Source organism: Prosthecomicrobium pneumaticum (assembly GCF_014199915.1).
GTDB lineage: Bacteria > Pseudomonadota > Alphaproteobacteria > Rhizobiales > Kaistiaceae > Prosthecomicrobium > Prosthecomicrobium pneumaticum.
The window spans coordinates 159,433-182,455 of record NZ_JACHOO010000006.1 but is presented as its reverse complement, the minus strand read 5'-3'; the positions used below and the strand labels follow the sequence as shown (position 1 = coordinate 182,455).

19 protein-coding genes are annotated in these 23,023 nt (G+C 69.3%); 13 read left to right on the top strand and 6 right to left on the bottom strand.

What is annotated here, in order from left to right; all coding sequences use genetic code 11:
* Window positions 1–35: 35 nt before the first annotated feature.
* From GGQ63_RS14985 to GGQ63_RS14970, 4 genes are all read right to left on the bottom strand, one after another.
* Complete coding sequence (locus GGQ63_RS14985) at window positions 36–2,777, bottom strand: TonB-dependent receptor (protein ID WP_183857221.1); 2,742 nt, start codon at window positions 2,775–2,777, stop codon at window positions 36–38.
* Window positions 2,778–2,882: 105 nt separating this feature from the next.
* A complete protein-coding gene (locus GGQ63_RS14980; RefSeq protein WP_343061163.1) occupies window positions 2,883–3,932 on the bottom strand; it encodes a FecR family protein in 1,050 nt (349 codons plus the stop codon).
* Between the two features lie 152 nt (window positions 3,933–4,084).
* Window positions 4,085–4,600, bottom strand: coding sequence for an RNA polymerase sigma factor (locus GGQ63_RS14975; RefSeq protein ID WP_183857219.1), 516 nt, complete (start codon window positions 4,598–4,600; stop codon window positions 4,085–4,087).
* A gap of 248 nt (window positions 4,601–4,848) precedes the next feature.
* Window positions 4,849–6,045 carry an acyltransferase family protein gene (locus tag GGQ63_RS14970; protein ID WP_183857217.1) on the bottom strand — a complete coding sequence of 399 codons (1,197 nt, stop codon included), beginning with the start codon at window positions 6,043–6,045 and terminating at the stop codon, window positions 4,849–4,851.
* 284 nt (window positions 6,046–6,329) lie between these two features.
* Between GGQ63_RS14970 and GGQ63_RS14965 the strand changes: the two genes are divergently transcribed.
* From GGQ63_RS14965 to GGQ63_RS14925, 9 genes are all read left to right on the top strand, one after another.
* Entirely contained in the window at window positions 6,330–8,354 is a 2,025-nt protein-coding gene (locus GGQ63_RS14965) for a hypothetical protein (protein WP_183857215.1), read from the top strand.
* Window positions 8,355–8,534: 180 nt separating this feature from the next.
* Window positions 8,535–9,311 (top strand): glucose-1-phosphate cytidylyltransferase, encoded by a 777-nt coding sequence (gene rfbF / locus GGQ63_RS14960; protein WP_183857213.1) that lies wholly within the window; start codon window positions 8,535–8,537, stop codon window positions 9,309–9,311.
* Window positions 9,308–10,384, top strand: a complete 1,077-nt coding sequence (gene rfbG, locus GGQ63_RS14955) for a CDP-glucose 4,6-dehydratase (RefSeq protein ID WP_343061162.1) — start codon at window positions 9,308–9,310, stop codon at window positions 10,382–10,384. Before rfbF ends, rfbG begins: the two co-directional genes overlap by 4 nt.
* Window positions 10,381–11,751, top strand: a complete 1,371-nt coding sequence (rfbH, locus tag GGQ63_RS14950; protein WP_183857211.1) for a lipopolysaccharide biosynthesis protein RfbH — start codon at window positions 10,381–10,383, stop codon at window positions 11,749–11,751. The genes rfbG and rfbH overlap by 4 nt, the downstream gene beginning before the upstream one ends.
* A gap of 12 nt (window positions 11,752–11,763) precedes the next feature.
* Window positions 11,764–12,186 (top strand): GtrA family protein, encoded by a 423-nt coding sequence (locus GGQ63_RS14945; protein WP_183857209.1) that lies wholly within the window; start codon window positions 11,764–11,766, stop codon window positions 12,184–12,186.
* Window positions 12,183–13,160: a glycosyltransferase family 2 protein gene (locus GGQ63_RS14940; protein ID WP_183857207.1), complete on the top strand. Its 978-nt coding sequence runs from the start codon at window positions 12,183–12,185 to the stop codon at window positions 13,158–13,160. Before GGQ63_RS14945 ends, GGQ63_RS14940 begins: the two co-directional genes overlap by 4 nt.
* Complete coding sequence (locus tag GGQ63_RS22350; RefSeq protein WP_183857205.1) at window positions 13,157–14,929, top strand: thiamine pyrophosphate-dependent enzyme; 1,773 nt, start codon at window positions 13,157–13,159, stop codon at window positions 14,927–14,929. The genes GGQ63_RS14940 and GGQ63_RS22350 overlap by 4 nt, the downstream gene beginning before the upstream one ends.
* Window positions 14,926–16,692 carry a hypothetical protein gene (locus GGQ63_RS14930; protein ID WP_183857203.1) on the top strand — a complete coding sequence of 589 codons (1,767 nt, stop codon included), beginning with the start codon at window positions 14,926–14,928 and terminating at the stop codon, window positions 16,690–16,692. Before GGQ63_RS22350 ends, GGQ63_RS14930 begins: the two co-directional genes overlap by 4 nt.
* Window positions 16,693–16,754: 62 nt before the next feature.
* Window positions 16,755–17,408, top strand: coding sequence for a hypothetical protein (locus GGQ63_RS14925; RefSeq protein ID WP_183857201.1), 654 nt, complete (start codon window positions 16,755–16,757; stop codon window positions 17,406–17,408).
* A gap of 287 nt (window positions 17,409–17,695) precedes the next feature.
* On the opposite strand, the gene GGQ63_RS14920 is transcribed toward GGQ63_RS14925, so the two are convergent.
* Both GGQ63_RS14920 and GGQ63_RS14915 read right to left on the bottom strand, forming a co-directional pair.
* The gene (locus tag GGQ63_RS14920; RefSeq protein WP_183857199.1) at window positions 17,696–19,105 is read right to left on the bottom strand and encodes a B12-binding domain-containing radical SAM protein; all 1,410 of its coding nucleotides are present in this window, start codon (window positions 19,103–19,105) and stop codon (window positions 17,696–17,698) included.
* A 2-nt stretch (window positions 19,106–19,107) separates the two neighbouring features.
* Window positions 19,108–19,326 (bottom strand): diacylglycerol kinase, encoded by a 219-nt coding sequence (locus tag GGQ63_RS14915; RefSeq protein WP_281380212.1) that lies wholly within the window; start codon window positions 19,324–19,326, stop codon window positions 19,108–19,110.
* A 469-nt stretch (window positions 19,327–19,795) separates the two neighbouring features.
* Here GGQ63_RS14915 and GGQ63_RS14910 point away from each other — a divergent pair, with 469 nt between their 5' ends.
* From GGQ63_RS14910 to GGQ63_RS14895, 4 genes are all read left to right on the top strand, one after another.
* A complete protein-coding gene (locus GGQ63_RS14910) occupies window positions 19,796–20,809 on the top strand; it encodes an aldose epimerase family protein (protein WP_183857197.1) in 1,014 nt (337 codons plus the stop codon).
* 105 nt (window positions 20,810–20,914) lie between these two features.
* Entirely contained in the window at window positions 20,915–21,196 is a 282-nt protein-coding gene (locus GGQ63_RS14905; RefSeq protein ID WP_183857195.1) for a type II toxin-antitoxin system Phd/YefM family antitoxin, read from the top strand.
* Window positions 21,193–21,636, top strand: coding sequence for a type II toxin-antitoxin system VapC family toxin (locus GGQ63_RS14900; RefSeq protein WP_183857193.1), 444 nt, complete (start codon window positions 21,193–21,195; stop codon window positions 21,634–21,636). Before GGQ63_RS14905 ends, GGQ63_RS14900 begins: the two co-directional genes overlap by 4 nt.
* A gap of 118 nt (window positions 21,637–21,754) precedes the next feature.
* Entirely contained in the window at window positions 21,755–23,011 is a 1,257-nt protein-coding gene (locus GGQ63_RS14895; RefSeq protein ID WP_183857584.1) for a GTP cyclohydrolase II, read from the top strand.
* The last annotated feature ends 12 nt before the right edge of the window (window positions 23,012–23,023 follow it).

Here is a 23,023-nt window from a genome sequence, read left to right as displayed (position 1 = left end):
GGGCGGGGGCACCCCCGCCCGTCGGATCGGCCGCGTCAGAAGCGGGTCCGCAGCGCGGCGAGGAAGGTCCGGCCCGGCGCGATGTAATTGCCGGTCGCCGGAATGTAGCGCTGATCCGTCACGTTGTTCACCGAAACGTTGAAGGTCGCGTGCGGGCCGAGCGCCAGCGAGAGATCGAGATCGAGCGTCGTGTAGGGATCACCGGTCTCGGCGAGTTCGCCGTTCGCGTCGAGATAACGGGCGAGATTCGGTGTCACGTGATTGACGTGCGCGCCGAAGGTGACCTTGCGATCGGGCGAGCGGACGCCGACGTCGAGGCTCACCTTGAAGCGCGGCGGCACCGCCCCGGCGAAGGCGAAGATCTCGCCGGTCGTCGTGCCGGATCCGTTGCTGAAGGTCTGCGTCTTGTCCGGCCAGGTGGTCTCGAGCCAGGTCGCCGCGCCCCCGATCCAATAGGCACCTGCATCGTAATTGGCCTCGATCTCGAGGCCCTTCATCGTGGTGTCGCCGTCGGCGTTGACGAAGGAGAGAAGATCCTCGTCGACCTCCGGGACACGGATATAGCCGAGGACGATGTAGTCCTCGATCGTGCGGTGGAAGGCCGCGGCCTTGAGGCGAAAGCTGTCGTCGGGCGCGAACACATGATCGCGGGAGAGATTGACGCCGATCTCCCAGGTGCGCGCCGATTCACCCCCGAGCGCCTCATTGGCGGCGCCGCTGGTGTCGATGCCAATCGTCGGCGAAACCCCACCCGAGAAGAACGCCTCGTTGACCGTCGGCGGCCGGAAGCTGTGCGCATAACTCATATAGGGGCGCAGACCCTCGAAGGGCACGAACTCGACGGTGGCCGAAGGCAGCAGGGCGCCGTCCGTCCGGTCGATGTCGAGCGTCGTCTCCGGATAGCTCTCCGGCGTGCTCAATGCCGATATGACGGATCCCGCCGTGTAGAACGAACCGGCGTAGATCTCGCCACACCGGTTCTTCAGGATGCGGACGAGCGCGTTGGACGCGGTCGAGGGATCCCAACTCGGCACATAGGCTATCCGGTAGTCGTATTCCGACGTGTTGCAGCCCGCCGTGTAGCTGGCCGCAGCCTGATAGCGGTAGTAGGTCGACGTCCCGTGCAGTCGGTACCAGTCGTAGCGCAGGCCGCCGGAGATCGCGAGCCAGTCGGCGGGCTTCCAGGTCTCGTTCAGAAACGCACTCGCGACATCGCGCTGGCCGGGCCGGTTGAACTGCAGATAGCCCGAGGCGTAGCGCGGATCGGCTGCGATATCATCGTTCATGGCGGCGCTCGAGCCGTCGTCGCGGAACGCTTCCACGCCGTAGTTGAAAGTCAGCGGACCTGCGCCCGTCTCGATCGCGCTCGTGTTCTCGAGCACGCCGCCGAAGCTCGTGAGGTCCCTTTCCTGCTCGGTTTCCGGCCAGATCAAGACGCCGTCGAGGATGCGTGCCTGCCGGACTTCGTCCGAACTCGATCTATTGAGCCAGAGCGTCGCCTTCACGTCGAGGAACGGACTGTCCGGATCCCAGCCGAGCGCGGCGGAAACGCTGTCGTTCCTCGCGTCGAAGTCGCTGCCCGCCATCGTCCCGGTGGGGCTGTAGCTGAAATCGTTCTGCTGATGCATCCAGGAGAGCGACGTGCGGACATCATCGAACTCGCCTTCGAGCTTCAGGAGGGACGACCACGACTCCCGCCCCGTCATGTTGTAGATGTTGGAGGCCGTCACCTCGCCGTTCTCGCCGCCCTCATAGTCGCCCATATCCGTCCTGCTGAACCCGGCCGTCAGCGAGAAGATCTCTCCCAGGCGGGTGGCGGCGATCATCGATCCCTGGAAGTCGCTCGCATTGCTCCCCGCGACGGCGTCGAGTTCCACGCCCCAGAACCGTCCCGGGGCGATAATGTCGTCGGCGTTCACGGTGCGGAAATCGACGCTGCCGCCGAGCGAGCCCGCGCTGCCGGCCGAGGCATCGGGGTTCTTCTCGATGTCGACCCGGCGGACGAAGGCGGAATCGACATAGGCGGTGCCATAGCCGCCGAGCCCCCCGCCATAGCGTCCGCCATCCTGCGCGTTCTGCCGCGCGCCGTCGATCGACACCACGACGCGCCCGGAATCGCCGACGCCGCGGATATTGGGCGAGACGGTCGGGAAACTGCCCTGGCCCTCGCCGGAATAGACCCCCGCCGCGTCGGCGATCGCGTCGCGCACATTGCGCGCGCCCGAACTCTGCAGCGCCTCGCGCGAGACCACGCCGACCGAGGCGGCGGTCTCGTAGACCCAGTCGGGCGTGCCGCGATAGCCGGCCCCGGATGGCGCGTCCCGGCCCTGCGCCCCGGTCACCGTAATGGTATCGAGCAGCAGGGCGCCGTCCGGCGCCGCGCCGGCGCCTGCCACGGTGGAGACGAGGGCGGCGGTGGAGGGGCCGGAGATCGCCGCGCTCACCGCCGTCCCGGCGAGCAGGGCGTCGAGGGCCTCGGCGGGCGTCATCGCACCCGATATCGCGGCCGAGCGCTTGCCGGCGACCGTCTGCGAGGCGAAGCCGACCTCCCAGCCCGTCACCCGGACGAAGGCGGCGATCGCCGCGGCGAGCGGTTGGGCCGGGATGTCGAAGCGCATCGTCCGCACCGCCGTCCGCTGCGCGGCGTCCGCCACCAGCGGGCCGAAGACCGCCGCCGCGCCGAGAAGGCTGGAGGCGATCAGAAGAGAGGCGAGACGCGCGCGGCGGCGCCCCCCGTCCGTTCCGGTCCGACCGCCGGCATCCGCGCTACGCCCCATCCGTCATCCCTCACGCTCTCGAGGAGGGCCCGATCGGCGGCGTTCGCCCGGCCCACGGACACCTGACACACGAGCCGGGGCGGTCTCACAAAAAAACTTGAATGTTCAGCGAAGGATTAAGACCCCGCCCGGCAGCCGCGTCACCGATGCGCCGGCGGCGGTGGCGAGCGAGCGGATCGTCCGCTCGGGCGCGTCGAGGCGATAATTGCCGCTGATCGCGACCCGCTCCAGCGCGCCGTCGGTGACGAGGATGGTGTGCGGATAATAGCGGCCGATCTCCTCGAGCACCGCGCCGAAGGGCTGATCGGCGAAGACGATCCGGCCGTCGAGCCAGGCGAGCGCCCGCTCAGCGTCGGCCGCGCGCAACGGCGAGAAGGCCGTCGCCGAGACGTCGATCGCCTCGCCGGCGTCGAGCGCCGCCCGGTCCGCCGGCGCGGAGCGACGGGCGACCTCGACATGGCCGCGCGCGAGCAGAACGGTGTCCTGCGCTTCCCCCTTCCGCACGGAGAAGGCGGTGCCCTTCACCTCCACCTCGGAAAAGGCCGAAACGACGACGAACGGCCGCTGCGGATCCGGCAGGACGTCGAAATAGGCCTCGCCCGCGAGAAGAGTGACGGCGCGCCGTCCGGCCTCGAAATCGAGTGCGGCCGCCGATGCCGTGTTGAGCGTCATGCGCGAGCCGTCCGGAAGCGTGAATGCCGCGCGCGCACCGGTCTGCGTCAGATAGTCGGCCCGCCAGCGCAGGATCAACCCGGGCGCCTGGTGGAGGCCGACGGCGAGCAGCAGCACGGCCGCCGCGGCGAGAGCGAGCCGCCGCCGGCGCGTCGCGGCGGCGGACACCACGGACCGGACCCGCCCCGCCCGCGGGGCCGTCGTCGCCTTCGCGAGCGCCGCCGCGGCGATGTCCATCTCGGGCAGATCCCAGGCGCCGGCCACCGCGGAGAAGGCCTGCGCACGAGCCGGATCGGCCCCGCGCCAGGCTTCGAAGGCCGCCCGCGACGCCGCATCATCGGGGGCGGCCTGGAGCGTGAACAGCCAGTCGAGCGCCGCGTCCATGGCCGGGTCGGGATGCACGAACGCCGCTTCGGCGCCGCGGCGCGCGTCCTGACCGCCGCGTTGATCATCGTTGGGGCGCTCGGGCGCGTCGCGTTCCACTCGGGTCGATCCGGTCCGGCTGGTCGGTGTGTGAACGGCCTTATACATGAGACACGCGGCGGACCGCAGTCTCACAAGGCCGGCGCGGATCCGCACCGCGGCGCAGGCCGCCGGCGCCCTGCGCCCGCTCCGGTCCGGCGGCGGGCGGGCGGTCAATCGCGGTCGATCTTCGCCAGAGCGGCGATGCATTCCGCGTGCGCGCGCTTCAGATCGTTGAAGACGGTGTTGGGCGAGACCCCGAGATGCTCGGCGATCTTCGGATAGGGCCATTTTTCGATGCGGCTCAACAGCCAGGCCGTCCGGGCGCGCGGCGGCAACTTCGACACGGTCTCCGCGATGCAGTGCAGTCGCTGCCGATGGATAAGGCCGGCCTCCTGCGAGGGAACGCCCGAGGCGACATTGGCGACATCCACGTCCGGCACGCCGTCGCGCTCGATCCGGCCGCGCATCGTCTGCCGGCGCCTGTGGTTGAGGGCGAGATTGCGGGCGGTCTGGAAGAGGAAGGCCTCGACATGATCGATCGGAGCGTGTTCGGCCGCCCGCTGGGCTCGCAGATAGGTCTCCTGCGTCACGTCCTCTGCCGTCTGCCGATCGCGCACGATCCGCATGACGCTCCACATGATGGAGCGGCGGTGGCTCAGAAAGACATCGGCGAGGGTCGCGATCATCTCGGATGCCGCTGGGGCGCGGGGCGGGCGGACAGGCGGCGGCCCGGACGGCGGGCCGGCACCCGACATCGAGATACCGCCATCAGAAAACCCTCGCAACACCAATGATTTAGACCACTTCCAATGCGCCGGCAGAAGGCGCGGGCAGCGGCGCCCCGCCGCCCGTCCCCGCGCCCCCGCCATGGCGCCGATCGCGCGCAGGATCCTGTGCGACCGCCCCCGGAGCGGGGCGCCCGCTGCCCTTGGGGTCAGCGGGGGTTTGCGCCCGGGGACCGCCCGCCGGCCGGGGTGACGGGCACGGGCGGACCGCTTCCGATCCGGGCCGCCAGACCGATCGCGGGCCAGTCGACGAGCTGCTCGAATGCCGCGGCAACGCCGATCGAAACGGCGATCCCCACGGCCGTCGCGGCGAGCGCCGCCGGCAGCGCCCCGAAAGAAGGCTGAAGGCCGAGGAACAGGAGGATGGAAAGCGTGAAGAGAATCGGGAAGTGGGTGAGATAGAGGCCGAATGAGAGACCGCCGAGCCATGCGAGCGGCCGCGCCGACAGCAGGCGGTCGAGCCACGGCGCGACGAGCACGGCGCCGAACACGAGGACCGCCGCGAGTTCCTTCTCGATCTGCAGGCCGACGAAGGGCATCAGCGGGCTGTAGCCCGACAGCGCGACGGCCCCGGCGAGCGCGAGGACGGCGAAGAGACCGCGCAGCGGGGCGTGATCGCGGCCGGTCAGGCGATCGCGGAAGAGGCCGGCGGCGAAGCCGATCAGAAACAGGCTGAAGGCGCCCCCCGCCGTCGCGACCAGCGCGAGAGCATAGACCGCCCAGAACGCCGGGCGGCGCAGCCGCCGGTAGGCCTGAGCCATGGCGAGGGTGAGCAGCGAGCCCCAGAACTCGATGTGCAGCGTCCATAACGGGGGATCGAGCGCATGGCCGAGACCGACGAGCGGCAGTCCCACCGCCGCCGTGTCGAAAAAGCGGAAGATCGATGCGCCGGCATAGCCGAGCAGCATCGAGTTCAGGAGGACATCCTGATAGACCGTCGCCGTCCGGCCCGGGGAGAAGAGATGGAGCCCCCTCAGCCAGTCGGAACCGTTGAAGACCTGCATGCGTAGACCGAGGCGCGGCCAGAGGGTGAGCAGCACGAGAGCGAGAGCGAGAGCGGCGAGCACCGGGAGATAGAGGCGCACGAAGCGCTTCGCCACCTGGCGCGGCATCGGCAGATCGGATCGGAGGAAGGACAGGCCGAGCACGAAACCGCTCATCAGGAAGAAGGAGAAGACCGCCACGCCACCATCGAGCAGAAAGAAGAGCGGCGATCGGGCGAGGCGCAGGCCGAGCGTGCCCTCCTCTCCCGGCACAATGCGGGCGATCGCGGGAAAGAAGACAGAGGCATAATGGGCGAAGACGACCTGGAGCGCGGCGAGCCCGCGCATGCCCTCGAGGGGCATCAACTTCGTCGGTGCGGGGGGCATGAAAGAGGGGGCCTCGACGATTTCGGCCGGCGCGCGCTCCGGCCGGGTCACCCCCCGGCGACGCGCATGGTCCAGCACATCGCGAGCCGTAGAGCAAGCCGGGCCATGAGGCGGCGGGAATGGCCGGCGAGCCTTCCCGGGATCGACCTGGGGAAGGAGCGGGGACGCGCGCGGCGCTGCAGTTCGGCATGACGGGGGTCATGACGGGGGTAACGTACGACCCGCGGTCCGCGCGCTCGCGGCGTGACGCGGACGCCGCATTGCTGATGCTGCGCCTCGCGGCTCTGATCGGCGTCGCCGCGCTGCTCGCCTGGCTCGGCGCGGCGCTCTACCCGACCGCCGACGCGGCTGCGGCATCCGCCGAACCCGTCATCCTGCCGAAGTTCGCCGGTCTCGTGCTGCCCGAACCGAGGGAGCGTTTCGTCTTTCTTGCGGTGTCGGCCATCACGGCGGCACTCGCGCTGGCGGCCGCGCTGCTGCGGCCGCGCGGCCTGCTCCGCGTGCTCTGCGTCGCCCCTGTCCCGATCGGATTGGCCGTTCAGCTCGCTCTCGGCGGGCTGCTCGCCGCGGGTCTGTCGCGGTTCGATTTCGGCCCCTCCCTCCTCCAAGGAGAAACGGCGCTGGGGCCGAACCACCTGCGGACCCTCATGCTCTGCGGCCTCGCCGCCGCCGCTTCCTTCGCCCTGACGCTCGTGCTGCCGCGGGGGCGAGAGAGGGGGCGGCGGTTCGGCGCGGCGCTCGCGGCCGCCGCCTTCGTCGCCGCCATGGCGCTGCAGATCGGCGCATGGCGGATCGTCGGCGAGGCCTCGGTCGCGCCCGGGGCCGTCTGGTCGATCCACTGGGACGCCGTCGCCTATGCGATTTCGCAGGTGGCCGCAGGGCGCACGCTGCTCGTCGACCTGCCCTCGCAATATGGCCTCTATCCGGAGATCATCGGCCGGATCTTCCGCCTCATCCCTTTCTCGGTCCTCGGCCTCTCCCTCATCTTCGCGCTGCTGCAGGTGATCGGGCTTTGTGCGGTGTTCGCCGTCCTGCTGCGCGAGACGCGCTCGCTCCCGTTTCGGCTCGCCTTCGCCCTCGCCCTCGTCCTCGTCACCTTCGAGACCGTCATCAAGATCAACGGCATCCCGGAATTCTACTTCCAGTACTGGCCGCTCCGCTTCTTCTGGCCGGCCTTATCGGTGCTCGCCTTCCACGCCTATGCGGCCCGGCGCAGCCTCGGCCGGGCCGCCTCGGTATCGCTCGTCGCGGCGATCGGCACCGTGTGGAACGCCGATACCGGGCTGATGATCGTCGGCGCCTTTGGCGGCTTCCTGCTCGTCAAATGGTTCGTGCTGCGCGTCGGAGGCCCTGCCTCCTCGGCGCCGCAGCGGCGGCATCTCCTGCAGGCCTCGGCGCTCCATCTCGGCCTGCTGGCGCTCGTCATCGGGGCGAGCGCGCTCGCGCTTCTCGCCGGCGGCGGCGTCCCGAAATGGAGCTGGCTCGGCAGCTATGCGCGGATCTTCTACGATCTCGGGCTCAACATGCTGCCCCTGCCCATCGGCGTCACGAACCCCTGGATGAGCGTGCTCGCGGCCTATCTGGCGGCCATCCTCGTCGCGCTCGCCGCCTGGCGCCGCACACCGAACGCCCGCAGCGCCGATCTCCTGTTCTTTCTCGGCCTGCTCGGCTGGGGGCTCTTCGTCTATTATCAGGGCCGCTCGCACATCCTCAATCTCGTCACGGTCTGCTGGCCCGCATTGATGATCGCCGCGATCCTCGGCGACCGGACGCTGCGCATGGTGCGGGCAGGGGGGCTGTCGCGACTCCAGCTCGTGCTGCCGGTGGCGGCGCTCGGCGTGCTGTTCTCCTGCGCCCTGCCTTTCCTGCAGAATGTCGGGGCGCTGGCCCGCGACATGCGGGCCGCCTTCGTCGGACGCGGCGTCCCGACCTCCCCGCTCGTCGCCGACGAACTCGCCTTCATCCGCAGTCACACGATGCGCGGCGAGACTTGCGTCATTCTCGCCCAGCGACAGGGTCTCTATTACGCAGCGGCCGGTCTTCGCTCGCCTCTCGAAGGGCCTGGCTATGTCGAGATGCTGACCATCGCCGATCGTGACGATCTGCTGCGCCAGATCGAAACGGGCCGCTTCTCCTGCGTGTTCGTCGCAGAGGGTCCGGATACCGCGCTGGATCTCGGCGTCGACCTGATGACGCCGTTCCGGGACTACACGCGCGTCGCGGTGAGCCCGATGGGTTCGCTCGTGCTGCTGCGGGCGGAGCCGGCGACGCAGGGTGGGCCTTGACCCGGCGGCTCACTTCGCTATTCCGGTCCGGAGATCTGGTTTCCTTCCCTTTGCGGGTCTGCTGAGGGGAGCGGAGCCGAAACGCGAAAGCGGGCCGGGACCCTCGGAACTTCGGTTCCATCGCGAACGAGAGAGCATGAGAGGCCCGTTCCTCCGCGCGACCCGAGCTCCGGTGACGCCATGAAAGTGGTGATCCTCGCCGGCGGCCGGGGTACGCGCATCAGTGATGCATCGACCCTCGTCCCGAAGCCGATGATCGAGATCGGCGGCCGGCCGATCCTCTGGCACATCATGAAGATCTATTCCGCCTTCGGATTCGACGACTTCTTGATTTGTCTGGGGCACCGAGGCTATGTGATCAAGGAATACTTTTCAAACTATTTCCTGCACATGTCCGACGTCACCTTCCACATGGCCGGCAACCGGATGGAGGTGCATCGCGAGACCGCCGAGCCCTGGCGCGTCACACTCGTCGAGACGGGCGAGAACACCAGCACCGGCGGCCGCCTGAAGCGCATCGCGCCCTATCTCGCCGGCGAGGCCTGCTTCGCGATGACCTATGGCGACGGGGTGGCGGACATCGACCTCGGCGCCGAGCTCGCCTTCCACCGCGGCCATGGCCGGCTCGCCACCATCGCCGCGGTGACCCCGCCGAGCCGGTTCGGGGTTCTCGAGATCGGCCCGGCGGACGAGGTCGTGTCGTTCCGGGAGAAACCGCCGCACGAAGCGGTGCGGATCAATGGCGGCTTCTTCTTCCTCTCCCCCGTCGTGCTCGATCTGATCGAGGACGACGCCACCGCCTGGGAACAGGCCCCTCTGGAACGGCTCGCTGCGGCGGGCGAACTGAAGGCGTTCCGGCACGACGGCTTCTGGCAACCGATGGACACGCCGCGCGATCGCCGCCTCCTCGAGGAGCTGTGGGCGTCCGGTGCCGCGCCCTGGAAGGCCTGGCCGTGAGCGGGGCGGATGCCTGGCGCGACCGCCGCGTCCTCGTCACCGGCCACACCGGCTTCAAGGGCGCCTGGCTGATCCTCTGGCTGGAGCGGCTCGGCGCCCGGGTCACCGGCTTCGCCCTGCCGCCGGCGACGCAACCGAGCCTCTTCGACCTCGTGGCGCGGGGCGGCACGGCGGAGAGCCTCACCGGCGATGTCCGCGATCTCGCCGCGGTGGAGGCCGCGTTCGGACGCGCGGAACCCGAACTGGTCTTCCATCTCGCGGCGCAGTCGCTCGTCCGGCCGTCCTATGCCGATCCGCTCGGCACCTATGCGACCAATGTGATGGGCACCGCCCATGTGCTCGACGCCGCCCGCCGGCGGGGCGGCGTGCGCGCCGTCATCGTGGTGACGAGCGACAAATGCTATGAGAACCGCGAGCAGATCCGGGCCTATCGCGAAGGCGACGCGATGGGCGGACACGATCCTTACAGCAGCAGCAAGGGCTGCGCGGAACTCGTCGTGGCGGCCTACCGCGCCTCCTACTTCGCCGATGGGTCGACCGCGGTCGCCTCCGCGCGGGCGGGCAATGTGATCGGCGGCGGCGACTGGTCGGCCGAGCGGCTGGTGCCCGACGCCATCCGGGCCTTCACGGCCGGACGAGCGCTCGAACTGCGCCGTCCCGAGGCCGTCCGTCCCTGGCAGCATGTGCTCGATCCACTCGCCGGCTATCTCCGTCTCGCCGAGCTGCTGCTCGGGCCGCGGGGCAGAGACTTCGCGCAAGCCTGGAACTTCGGCCCGGCGGCCGGCGGGGAGGCACCGGTCTCGGTCGTGGCGGACGCGCTCGCGGCGCATTGGGGCGAGGGCGCCGCATGGCGGAGCGCAGGCGATCCCGCCGGTCCGCACGAGGCCGGCCTTTTGGCGCTCGACAGCGCCAAGGCGCGCGCGCGGCTCGGCTGGAAGTCCGCGTTCGGCCTCGACGAAGCCGTCGCCCGCACCGTCGACTGGTTCAAGGCCTACCGCGCGGGTGCCGACATGCGCGCCTTCACCCTCGATCAGATCGCAGCCCATGCGGACGCGCGGGAGGCCGCCGCATGAGCGCCACCGACATCACCGACGGTCCGCCCGGCGGGGACCTGTCCGTCGATGCCGCAGGGCCGAGCCCGGAAGCCCTGCGGGCCCAGATCATGACGCTCGTCGGCGCCTATTACGACGCCGTGCACAAGCCGGCGCCCTTCGTCGCCGGGGCCTCACCCGTGCCCGTCTCCGGCCGGGTGTTCGATGCGCACGACATGCAGAGCCTCGTCGACAGCGCGCTCGACTTCTGGCTCACCACCGGCCGCTTCAATGCCGCCTTCGAGGCGCGGCTCGGCAAGATCCTCGGCCGCAAGCACGTGCTGACGGTCAATTCCGGCTCCTCGGCCAATCTCGTCGCGATCTCGGCGCTCACCTCGCCGCTCCTCGGCGAGCGGGCGCTGCGCCCCGGCGACGAGGTGATCACCTGCGCCACCGGCTTTCCCACGACCATCAACCCGCTGCTCCAGAACGGTCTGATCCCGGTCTTCGTCGACATCCACATTCCGACCTACAACATCGACCCGGCGCAGATCGAAGCCGCGCTGAGCCCGCGCACGCGGGCGATCGTCATCGCCCACACGCTCGGCAACCCGTTCGATCTCGACGCCGTCACGGAGATCGCGCGCCGGCACGGCCTGTTCCTCGTCGAGGACTGCTGCGACGCGCTCGGCGCCACCTATCGCGGCCGTCCGGTCGGCAGCTTCGGCGATGTCGGCACGCTGAGCTTCTATCCCGCGCACCACATCACCATGGGGGAAGGCGGCGCGGTCTTCACGGCGCAGTCGCTGCTGCGCCGTGCCATGGAGTCGATCCGCGACTGGGGCCGCGACTGCTATTGCGCGCCCGGCCGCGACAACACCTGCCGCAAGCGCTTCGACTGGCAGCTCGGAGAACTGCCGCACGGCTACGACCATAAGTACATCTATTCCCATCTCGGCTATAATCTGAAGATCACGGATATGCAGGCCGCCGTCGGGCTGTCGCAGCTCGATCATCTCGACGGCTTCATCGCAGCGCGGCGGCGGAACTTCGCCGATCTGAAGACGGGCCTCGCCGATCTCGAGGACGTCTTCGTTCTGCCGGAAGCGACGCCCCATGCCGATCCGTCCTGGTTCGGCTTCCCGCTCACGCTCCGCCCCGGGGCCGGATTCGACCGCCGGACGCTGCTGATGCATCTCGACGCGCATCGCATCGGCACCCGCCAGCTGTTCGGCGGCAATCTTCTGCGCCAGCCATACATGGCCGGGCGGCCGCACCGCGCGGTGGGATCGCTCGCCGAGAGCGACCTCGTGATGGAGCGCAGCTTCTGGCTCGGCGTCTATCCCGGTCTCGGCGAGCCGGCGATCGACTATGTCGTCGATACGCTGCGCGCCTTCGTGCGGCGCTGAGGGGGCGAGACGATGCGGATCGTCATGACGAGGGCCGGCATCTTCCCGGGCGTTCCCACGCGAAGCGACCGCCTCCTCGAATTCGTCCGCTTCCTTCTCGTCGGCGGGCTCAACACGCTGTTCGGCTACGGCCTCTTCGCGCTCCTCTACCTCCTCCTCGAAGACCACCGGGTGGCGCTCGGGCTGGCGACCGTCGCGGGTGTTCTGTTCAACTTCGCCACCACCGGCCGGATCGTCTTCGGCAGCCGCCGGTGGCGCCGCCTGCCGCTGTTCGTCGCCGTCTATGCGGCGAGCTTCGGTCTCAACCTGATCGCGCTCGAGGCTCTCGTCGCGGCGGGCCTTCCCGCCCTCCTCGCGCAGCTCGCCGTCCTGCCCGGAATCGTCGTCCTCTCCTTCCTCGCCAACAGACACATCGTTTTCCGGGTGGGAGCATGAAGACGATCTCCGTCGTCACGCCGTGCTATAATGAAGAGGACAACGTCGCCGAATGCCATGCCGCGGTGAAGGCGATCTTCGACGCGCATCTCCGGGGTTATGAGCGGGAGCACATCTTCTGCGACAACGCCTCCACGGACGCGACGACAAGTCTCTTGCGGAGCATCGCGGCGGACGATCCGCATGTGCGGGTGATCGTCAATGCGCGCAATTTCGGACCGCTGCGCAACACCTATAACGGCGTGATGGCCGCGACGGGCGACGCCGTGCTTCTCTTCCTGCCGGCCGACCTGCAGGACCCGCCGGAACTGTTGCCCGACTTCGTCCGGCTCTGGGAGGCCGGCTACGAGATCGTCTACGGAATCCGCGCCACACGCGAAGAGGGCCTCGCCATGCGGTCGGTCCGGCGGCTCTATTATGCCCTGCTCACCCGCTTCTCCGAGATCGACGTGCCGCCGGGTGTCGGCGATTTCCAGCTCGTCGACCGCCGGGTGGTCGAGGCCATGCGTCAGATCGACGACACCTATCCCTTCATGCGGATGATGACGTTCGAATGCGGCGGCCGCGCCGTGGGCGTCCCGTATCGCTGGCGCGCCCGTCAACGGGGCCTCTCGAAGAACCGGCTCGCCGCCTTGTTCGACCAGGGCATGAACGGGCTGGTCTCGTTCACCACGGCTCCGTTGCGGCTCGGCCTCCTCGCCGGTTTCGCGATCGCCAGTATCAGCATCCTCTACGCCGCGATCAATCTGATCGTCGGCTTCGTCTTTTATCAGAAGCTCGCCGAACCCGGTATCTTCACGCTGATCGTCGCGCTCTTCTTCTTTGGCGGCGTGCAACTCTTCTTCATGGGCCTGATCGGGGAATACATTCTGGCGATCTATGGCCGGGTGAGGGCGAAGCCGGTCGTCTTCGAGCGCGAGCGGATCAATTTCCCCGGCCCGGTGCCGGAACGGGACGGAGCGAGGGAGCCGTGACCGGCGCCGAATACATCGCCGCCTTCCTCGCCGACAAGGGCGTCCGGCACGTCTTCGCCCTGACCGGCGGCGCCGCCGCCTTCATGCTCGACGCGGTCGGCCGCCGCGACGACATCGACTATGTCTGCGTCCAGCACGAGCAGGCCGCCGCGATGGCGGCCGATGCGATGTGGCGGGTCAACCGCACGGTCGGCGCGACGATGGTGACCTCCGGCCCGGGCGCCACCAACCTCCTGACCGGCATCGCGTGCTCCTATTTCGATTCGATCCCCGCCTTCCACATCACCGGGCAGGTGAACCAGCGCGAGAGCCGCCGGCTCGGCGGCGCCGCACCGCGCCAGCTCGGCTTCCAGGAGACCCGGATCGTCGAAATGGCGCGGCCGATCACCAAATATGCCGTCCAGGTGACCCGGCCGGAGGATCTGCGGCGGGAACTCGAGACCGCCTATCGCGAGGCGGTCGGCGGACGCATGGGGCCGGTGCTCGTCGACGTGCCGATCGACCTTCAGCAGGCCGAGATCGGCGATTTCGTCGCCCCGGCTCCGGAGACGCCGCCATCCACCCCGCCCGACGACGCGGAGATCGCGCGCATCGCCGCGGCGATCGGTGCGGCCTTCGAAGGGGCGAGCCGGCCGCTCGTCTATTGGGGCGCCGGCATCGGTCTCGCCGGGGTCGAACACGCCGCGGAGGCGTGGCTGCGCGAGACCGGCCTGCCGGTCGTGTCGAGCTGGGCCGGCGCCACCTATCTCGATCACGACCTGCCCTCCTATTGCGGCACGGTCGGCGTCTACGGCAATCGCGGCGGCAATTTTCTGATCCAGAACTGCGATGCGCTCCTCGTGCTCGGCAGCCGGCTCGACAATCGCCAGCGGACCGGCAATCCGGCGGGCTTCGCACCGCGCGCCCGCGTCGCCGTGCTCGACATCGATCCCGACGAACTGGCGAAATACGGGGCGGACGGCTATCTGACGGCGGCGCTCGACTTCCGGCACCTCCCCCGCCTGCTCGGCCGGCTCGCTCTGCCCCGGCCGGGCAATGCCTGGCTCGACCATGTCGGGCGGATGAAGACAGGCTATGTCGGCGCCTTCCACAGCAGCCACGCCGCCGCCCGCGGCAGCCAGGACCCCTATGCGGTGATCCGCCGGATCAATACGCTCCTCGCACCCGACGCCATCCTCGCCAACGACACCGGCGCAGCACTCTGCTGGACCTTCCAGGCTTTCCACCGGACGCGGCACACGCTCTTCACCGCGGGCGGCCATTCGCCGATGGGCTATGCCCTGCCGGCCGCGATCGCCGCCAAGCTCGGCGCGCCGGACCGGCAGGTCGTCTGCCTCACCGGCGATGGCGGCTTCCAGCTCAACCTGCAGGAATTGCAGACGGCCGTCCATCATCGGCTGGACCTCACCATCGTCGTCATGAACAATGGCGGCTACGGCATCATCCGGCAGTTCCAGGACGCCAATCTCGGCGGCCGCCGCCACGCCACGGAGCGCGGTTACAGCCAGCCCGACTTCCGCGGTATCGCCGCGGCCTATGGGCTTTCCTATCACCGCATCGAAAGTCCGGACGCCATCACGCCGGAAATGTTCGGACCCGGTCTGCGCCTCCTCGACATCATGCTCGATCCCGACACGCCGATCGAACCCAAGGTCGAGCTGGGGCGGCCGATCGACGATGGCTACCCCTATCTCGACGACGCGGAATGGGCGCAGGGCAACGCTTTCAACCCCTATCCGCGCACGGGCGGGCACAGGACATCGCAATGACGGGCGGGGCGGGACGGGGCGTGCGGGCGGACGGCGCGCCGCCCGATCGGACGGCGCGCCAGCGCGACGGGCTGCGCCGCCGCGCGCTGCTCGTGCTTCTGCCCATTGCCGCGCTCTACGGCGTGGCGGCCCGGCGGCAGAGCTTCGACGTCTTCATGGAAGCGGAATTCCTCCACATCCCCTTCCTGCAGTCGCTCGCGGAGGGCAGGCCTTCCCTGCCGGCCGTCCTCACCACCTTCGGCGAGCATCTCTTCCCCGGCACCAACCTGCTCCTGATCCCCGACTATTATCTGTTCGGCATCTCGGGCCACTATACGACCGCCGTCGCGGCGCTCGCCGTCCTCGCCGCAGCCGCCATTCTCGCCGTCGCGGTGGCGCGCCTCTGGCGAGGCGGACCCGTCAGCCTGACGCTGTGCATCGCGACGCTCGGTGCGGTTCTGCTCTCGCCCGTCAACGCGCCGATGTGGGGCATGGCGCTCGCCGCGCAATGGGGCGTCGTGCTGACGGTGATCGCGATGGGCGCGCTCGCCGGCCGCTTCGGAGCCGGCCGCATGAGCCTGTCGCCGGCGGCGCTCGCGCCACCTGCGATCCTCCTCTTCCTCGGCGGCTATGCGGTCGGCTTCATCGCGGCGATGCTCAGCGGCGCGCTGCTCTGGGGGCTCAATCACCGGACGTGGCGGCGACCCGCGATTCTCGCCGCCACGCTCGCCCTGTCGGCCGCACTCTATGTCGCGATCGTCTCCGCGGCCGTGCCGCTGTTCGCGAATGCCCCCCGGGGCGGAGCGGCGGCGCTTCCCGCCATGCTCGACTTCGGGCTCGTCCTCGGCGGGGCGAGCCTCCTCGGAACCGGCTTCCACGCCCTCCACCCGTCCTTCCTCGCCTACCGCGCCGCCGGCCTTCTGCTCTTCGCGCTCGCCGCGCTCGCGCTCGGGGCGACGGTCTCCCGGTTTCGGCGCGGCACGGCCGAGCCGCTCGATCTCTTCGTGCTCCTCCTCCTCGTCTATGCGCTGTCGACCATCGCTGTCGTCTCGGTGTTCCGCGTCGCCAACGGCCCGGAGGGTGCGACCGGCAACTGGTATGTCGCGCACACCAAGCTGCTGCCCGCCGGGCTCGTCATCTGGCTCTGGCAACGGCTCGAGCGCCCCGCCAGCCGACCCGTGCGAGCCGCTTGGGCCGGACTTGCTCTTGCCGCCGTCCTGCTCTTCGCCGCCGCCGGCCTTCGCGGCGACTGGATCAAGGCGCCTTACGTCCGGGACTGGAAGGCCGCGATCGCCGGCCATGCGCTCGACCTGATCAGCCGTCCGCCGGGTCCGGATTCGGCCGAACGAAGCGAGACCCTGTTGTGGCCGGCAGAGGTGTCGAAGCCGGGCGTCGAGTTCCTCTATCGGGCCGGGCTCTGGCGCTTCCGCGGTCATCCGGTCCTGGTGGAGGGGCTGACCGCCGATGGCTGGCTCGTCGCCGGCCGCGACGTGCTGATCGCCTGTCCGCCCGGCGCGCCGGCGCTCGAGGTCGCCGTCACGCGGCCGCCCGGATGGCCGCCGGCGCGGCTGCGCGTCACGCCCCGCGACGGCGCGCCGGCCGAACTCAGCGTGGACGGCGCCGCCTGGACGATCCCCTTTGCCGGCCCCCTGGCGATCGCTCGCTTTTCCGCGCAGGGCGACCGCGCAGCCCCCCCGGTCTCACCCCCCGGCGATCCACGGGCGCTCGTCGCACGGATCGGTCCGCCTTCCTGCTCACCCCCGCCCCGAACACGCGCGCCCTGATCGGCGCGACCGAAATCCAATGGTCCGAAGGCCAAGTGGCCGCCATCCCTCGAGAGACAAGCATGTCCCGGCTCTATTCCGTTCATGTCGCCAAGGCGGGCGGAACCTCGCTCGCCACCGCGCTCGCCGCCGCCTATGGCGAAGCCTTCCATGGGCAATATGACGACGGCCCCGCCAATCCGGTCTCCCGCCGCAATCTCGATCCCGCCACCGCCGTCGCCGGCCGGATCGAACCGCCCGAGGGCAAGCTCTGCATCCACGGCCACTACCATCCCGGGCGCTATGCCCTTGCGCCGGGCGATTACCTCTTCACGATGCTGCGCCCGCCGGTCGAGAATATGATCTCGATCTATTTCTTCTGGAAGCGATGCCCGGGGCACGGCAATCCGCTGCACGACTATGTCCTCGACGCCGGCCTCGACGTCCTCGCCATGGCGCGCCTGCCATTGCTGCGGACCCTCTACAGCCGGTCCTATTTCGGCGGCTTCCCGATGGAGCGGTTCGACCAGATCGCCGACCATCGCAACCGCGTCGCGGCGATCGGCCGCCTTTCGGCGGCGATCGGCCGCCCGCTCGACGCGCAGATCCGGGTCAACGAGACCCCGCCCGATCCGGACCGCGCCGCGGTCGAGGCCGACCCCCGCCTCCTCGCCCGTCTGCGCGATATCCTCATCGACGACGTGCGGTTCTTCGAAAGGTATGCGGAGGGGCGGTAGGGGCGAGGGTGCGGCGTGGCTGCGGTCGTTGCGGGCCGCCGCTCATGGGAGGCGCGGAAGCGGGGCCCTCGTCACGGTCCTCGGTGATCTCGCCATGCCCGGTCCGAATTGCAGCTTTCGCCCTCCGTGTCGGCCCGAGCCTCCACGTCCGACCCCGGCATCTCGTCGTTGGGGCGAGGAGGCGCGCTCGATCCGTGCCGCGCGTCATGGGAAAAGCACCACGAACACATCGCCGCGCGTGATGCCCCCAACCCGACGGCGGCGACCCGGCCGAAGAGCGCTGTGCCTCATGCCGAGTTGATCATCCCAGAGGGCGCTGTGGTCGACGGCCGTTGCTGCGTGACGCGGGAGAGGACGGCCTCTAGCAGCGGCGTCATAGCCCCCAGCTGGCGCGCCTTGATACACAGGTCCCAGAGCGGTTCAAACTTCTTCCATCCGGCAGCGTAGAAGAAGTGCTTGGCCCGGTGCTTCGCGCTGCTGTGTACCGCCGCGGCGCGCGCGATGTTCGGCCAGCCGTAGAAGTCGCGATAGGCGCGGTCATATCCGGCCTTCAGCGCCTCGGGACTGAGGCGCGCGGGGCGATAGACGACGTGGCGTGTGTCGTAGCGGTCCCAGTCATGGCTTGTAATGCGCCCCGCGGCCGCGAGCCGCTGATAGAGGCGGGTGCCTGGATAGGGTGTCTGGATGTGGAAGGTCGAGGTCGTGATTCCGTGGTCTACCGCCCAGTCGACCGTGCGGCTGAACACATCGGTTCCGTCTTCATCCATCCCGAACACGAATGACCCGTTGATCATGATGCCGAGACTGGAGAGTCGACGGGCGACCTCGGCATAATCTCGCGCCAGGTTTTGCTTCTTGTTGCTGGTGCGAAGATTTTCCGGGTCGAATGTCTCGAAGCCGACGAACAGGCTGCGCAGTCCGGCCTCCGCCGCGCGCTCGATGAGATCGCCCCGCAGGATGCTGTCTACCGTCGCTGCGCCCTGGAAAAGGCGCCCCATGCCGCGCATTCCCTCGAACAGCCCCTCGGCGAAACGTCGGTCGCCGAGCAGATGGTCGTCGAGGAAATAGAGGTGGCGGCCGGGCAGCCGCTCGATCTCCGCGAGGGCCTCGTCCACACGCTGGGTATAGAAGGAGCGGCCGCCGGCGAAGAAGGCATCCTTGTAGCAGAAGTCGCAATGCTGAGGGCAGCCGCGCGTCACGACGATCGAGTTGGGGACGAGATAGCGTTCGCGCTTGATGAGATCGCGGCGTACGGGCGGCAAGCCGTGGATCGTGCGGCCATTCGTCGAAGAGTAGCGCGGGCGCGGGCGGCCGGCGCGGAAATCGAGGAGGAACTGCGGGAAGGTCTGCTCGCCCGGGCCGATGAAGATGCTGTCTGCGTGCGGCGCGCCCTCGTCGGGAAGGGCGGTGACATGCAGCCCGCCGAGCACGACGTAACAGCCTTTGGCGCGATACTGGTCGGCCAGCGCATAGGCGCGGTACGCGTTTGTGATATACACTTGAATCACCACTATATCGGGCGTGTCGCAAGTGGTGAGACGCTCGACATGATCGTCGACGAGCTCAACTTCGTCTTCCGGTGAAAGAAACGCCGCCAGCGTCGCCAGCCCAAGCGGCGGGAACAGAGAATATTTGATCGGGCGCCAGAATGGGCTCTTCGCTTCGGTGAGCGCGGGCAGGATCATCTTCACCTTCACGATCAGCACTCCAGCAGGTGTGGCAGGAAAGTGAACGCGCCGATCGGCGCGGTGGCGATCGCTGCAACGAGGACGGGTTCCGGAATCATGTCCTTCTCCCGACCGATCATGGCATCGAAGGCGAGGCGGACGTGGCGGCACAGATCTTCGACCGCAGTGTCGATCACTTCTGCCCGCCAGACCAGCCCCGCAGCCCTGATCAGCCAGCGCCAGTCCGGCAGGTCGGAGCGCAGCGGCGACGACCGCCGTCGCGGCCAGATGAATCCGGGTCGAGCGATGGACCATCGAGCCCGAAAAATTCAAGCTCGATCCGATCCATCAAATGACGGGACTGAAAATCTGGCGAGCGAAGCGAGCTTAGATGCGAAGGGTGAGGGTGGCTCTTCTCGCACCGCGAAGGAAGGAAAGGCCCTCACCCTGCCCTCTCCCGCGGAGCGGGAGAGGGGGAGCCGGGCGGTGCGCTCGTCAGTTTCCGATCGCCGATCCGGCCCCTCGTCTGCCGGGAATTTCCGCGCAGCCGGCGCCGCCTCCCTCTCCCGCTCGCGGGAGAGGGGGTGGCTGCGTCGCTTGTCTCGATGGCGGAGCCGGCGACCGCCGGTTCCGCGGCGGGGCGGCCCGAGGTGTCGGCTCGGTGCTTGGCGTTTGTCGCCGGGGTCTCTATCATCCTATGAAAAATGGGGGAGACGTCCGATGCCCGCACGCGCCTTCGGCACCATGCCGGATGGGTCGATCGTCTATGCCGTGCCGCTCCGGGTCGGCGGCATCGAGACCGAGATCATCACCTATGGCGCCTCGATCCGCGATCTGCGGCTCGCCGGGGCCGACCATCCGCTGGTGCTCGGCTTCGCCGATTTCGGCGCCTATCTCGTCAATCGCGGCTTCTTCGGCGCGGTCGCCGGGCGTTATGCCAACCGGATCGCCGGCGGCCGCTTCACGCTCGACGGGCGGGCCGTGCAATTGACCCGCAACGAGGACGGCGTCACCCATCTGCACGGCGGCACGATCGGCTTCGCCTATCGCAACTGGACGCTCGAGGGCCATGACGACACCAGCGTCGCGCTGTCGATCGTCGCCGAGGACGGCGAGGAGGGCTTTCCCGGCCGCGCCGTGGTGCGGATCGTCTACCGCGTCGAAGAACCGGCGACGCTCGCCATGACGGTGACCGCGACGACCGACGCGCCGACCCTCGTCAACATCGCGCAGCACAGCTATTTCAACCTCGACGGACGCGGCGACATCCTCGACCACCGGCTGAGGATCGCGGCGGACTCCTATCTGCCGGTCGATGCGCTGCGTGTGCCGACGGGCGCGGTCGCGCCGGTCGCCGGCACGCCCTTCGACTTCCGCATCGCCCGGCCGGTCCGCTTCCCGGTCGAGGGCGGGCTGTTCGGCTACGATCACAATTTCTGCGTCGGCACGGCGCGCGCCGCGGCGCCGAAGCCGGTCGCCCGGCTCGAAGGCGGCCGCTCGGGTGTCGCGATGGAAATCGTCACGACCGAGCCGGGCCTGCAATTCTATGACGGCGCCCGCACCGTCACGGTCGGCCCCGGCCTCAACGGCGAGACCTATGGCGGCTATTCCGGCCTCTGCCTCGAACCGCAGGTCTGGCCCGATGCGCCGAACCATCCGGGCTTCCCGAGCGCCGTGCTGCGGCCGGGCGAGACCTACCGCCAGGAGACGCGGTTCGTCCTGTCGCGGGGGTGAGGACGCCCGCGCCCGTTCTCGTGCCGCCGCTTCGAGGCCACCCTTGCGCGGGCGCGGCGCGGCACCATATGGTCGTCCCGATCGGACCGGTCAGAGGAGCTGACCATGGACGCGAAGGCCGATACGCTGACGATCAGCGCGACCGAATTCAAGGCGAAGTGCCTCGACATTCTCGACCGGCTGAGCGACCGGCGGCTGCGCGAGGTCGTGGTGACGAAGCGCGGCAAGCCGGTCGCCGTGCTGACGCCGCCCGCCGCGGCCGAAAAGCCGGTGCGCGACCCCTTCGGCACGATGCGGGGGACGGTGTTCATTCCCGACGGCATCGATCTGACCGCGCCGATCCTCGATCAGGTGTTCGACGCCGAGCGGGACGTGGAGAGCCGATGACGGCGCACGAGACCGTCCGGCTCGACGCGGTCCTGCTCGACACGTGCGCGGTGATCTGGCTCGCGGAGGGCCTGGAGCTCTCCGAGCAGGCGCACGCCGTCATTGCCCATGCCGGCGGCGCGGGCGGCATTGTCGTGTCGGCCGTCTCCGCCTGGGAGATCGGCCTACTCGCCCGGCCGAAGAAGAGCGGAGCGCTGCGCTTCCTGCCCGACCCGCAGAGCTGGTTCCGGCGCTTCGCGGCATCGCCGGGGGTGCGCGAACTGCCGCTCACCGGCGACGTGGCGATCGAGGCGAGCAGCCTGCCGGGCGACCTGCACGGCGATCCGGCCGACCGCATGTTGATTGCCACGGCCCGCCATCACGGGCTGCCGATCGTCACGCGCGACCGCAACATCCTCGCCTATGCCGAGGCCGGTTTCATCGCCGCCGTGCCCTGCTGACGGAGCCCTTTCGCTCCCGGCGAAAGCCACAACAATTTCCTTCCTTCTTTGAACGAAACCCGCCATTCTCGGGCGCTTCCGCGCAGGAGATGCCGGCGCAGCCGGTGGAAGCGACCCGATCATGACGGCCAATCGTTCGACCCATATCCGCCTCACCTCGCATCCGGGCGCCGGCGCGCCGATCCGCTTTCCCGTCCGCTGGGGCGCCGCCGATCCGCGGGCGCGCGGGCCGGTCGTCGGCACGGTGGCGCAGCCCGGCGACCGCAACACGATCGGCACCCATGGCGGCTCCTATTCGCTCTACCGGGCGCTCGCCGTCTCGTCGGGCGCGCTCAACCCGATCCAGCGGCCGGACCTGCGCAACACCGCGCCCGTCGTGCCGATCGGGCCGCATCCGCAATGGGCGGACGGAAAGAAGATCGTCTCGCTCGACCCGTTCGGCCATCTCGCCGCCGAGGTCTTCGCCGACCTGATCGCCGAGGGCGTCGATATCCGGCCGACCATCGCGATCACGAGGGCGCGGCTCACCATGGCCGAGCTGCACGAGGCGATCCGGCTGAGGCGGCTCGCGATCGACGGCGAGATCGTGCGCGAGAACGGCGATGTCACCGTCACCAAGGCGGCGGTCGATCCGGTCTGGCACCTGCCCGGCATCGCCGAGCGCTTCGGCGTCGCCGAGGATGCGCTCCGCCGCACGCTCTTCGAGCAGACCGCGGGCATGTATCCCGAGCTCGTCACCCGGCCCGATCTCGACCTCTTCCTGCCGCCGATCGGCGGTATCACGCTCTATGTCTTCGGCGATGTCGCGGCGCTCTCCGACCCGCGCCGCAGCCTCGCCTGCCGGGTGCACGACGAATGCAACGGCTCGGACGTGTTCGGCTCCGACATCTGCACCTGCCGGCCCTATCTGGTGCACGGCATCGAGGAATGCGTGAAGGAGGCGCAGAAGGGCGGCGCCGGGCTGATCGTCTACAACCGCAAGGAAGGCCGGGCGCTCGGCGAGGTGACGAAGTTCCTCGTCTACAATGCCCGCAAGCGGCAGGAGGGCGGCGACCAGGCGGCGACCTATTTCGAGCGCACCGAATGCGTCGCCGGCGTCCAGGACGCCCGCTTCCAGGAGTTGATGCCGGACGTGCTGCACTGGCTCGGCATCACCCGCATCGACCGCTTCGTCTCGATGTCCGACATGAAGCACGATTCGATCGTGCGCTCGGGCATCGCGATCGGCGAGCGCGTGCCGATCCCCGAAGACCTGATCCCGCCCGATGCGCGGGTCGAGATCGAGGCGAAGAAGGCGGCCGGCTATTTCACGCCGATCGCGCCCACCGCCGAGGACCTCGCCCGCACCGTCGGCCGGCCGCTCGAGAAGTTCTGAGGCGCGGCGGCG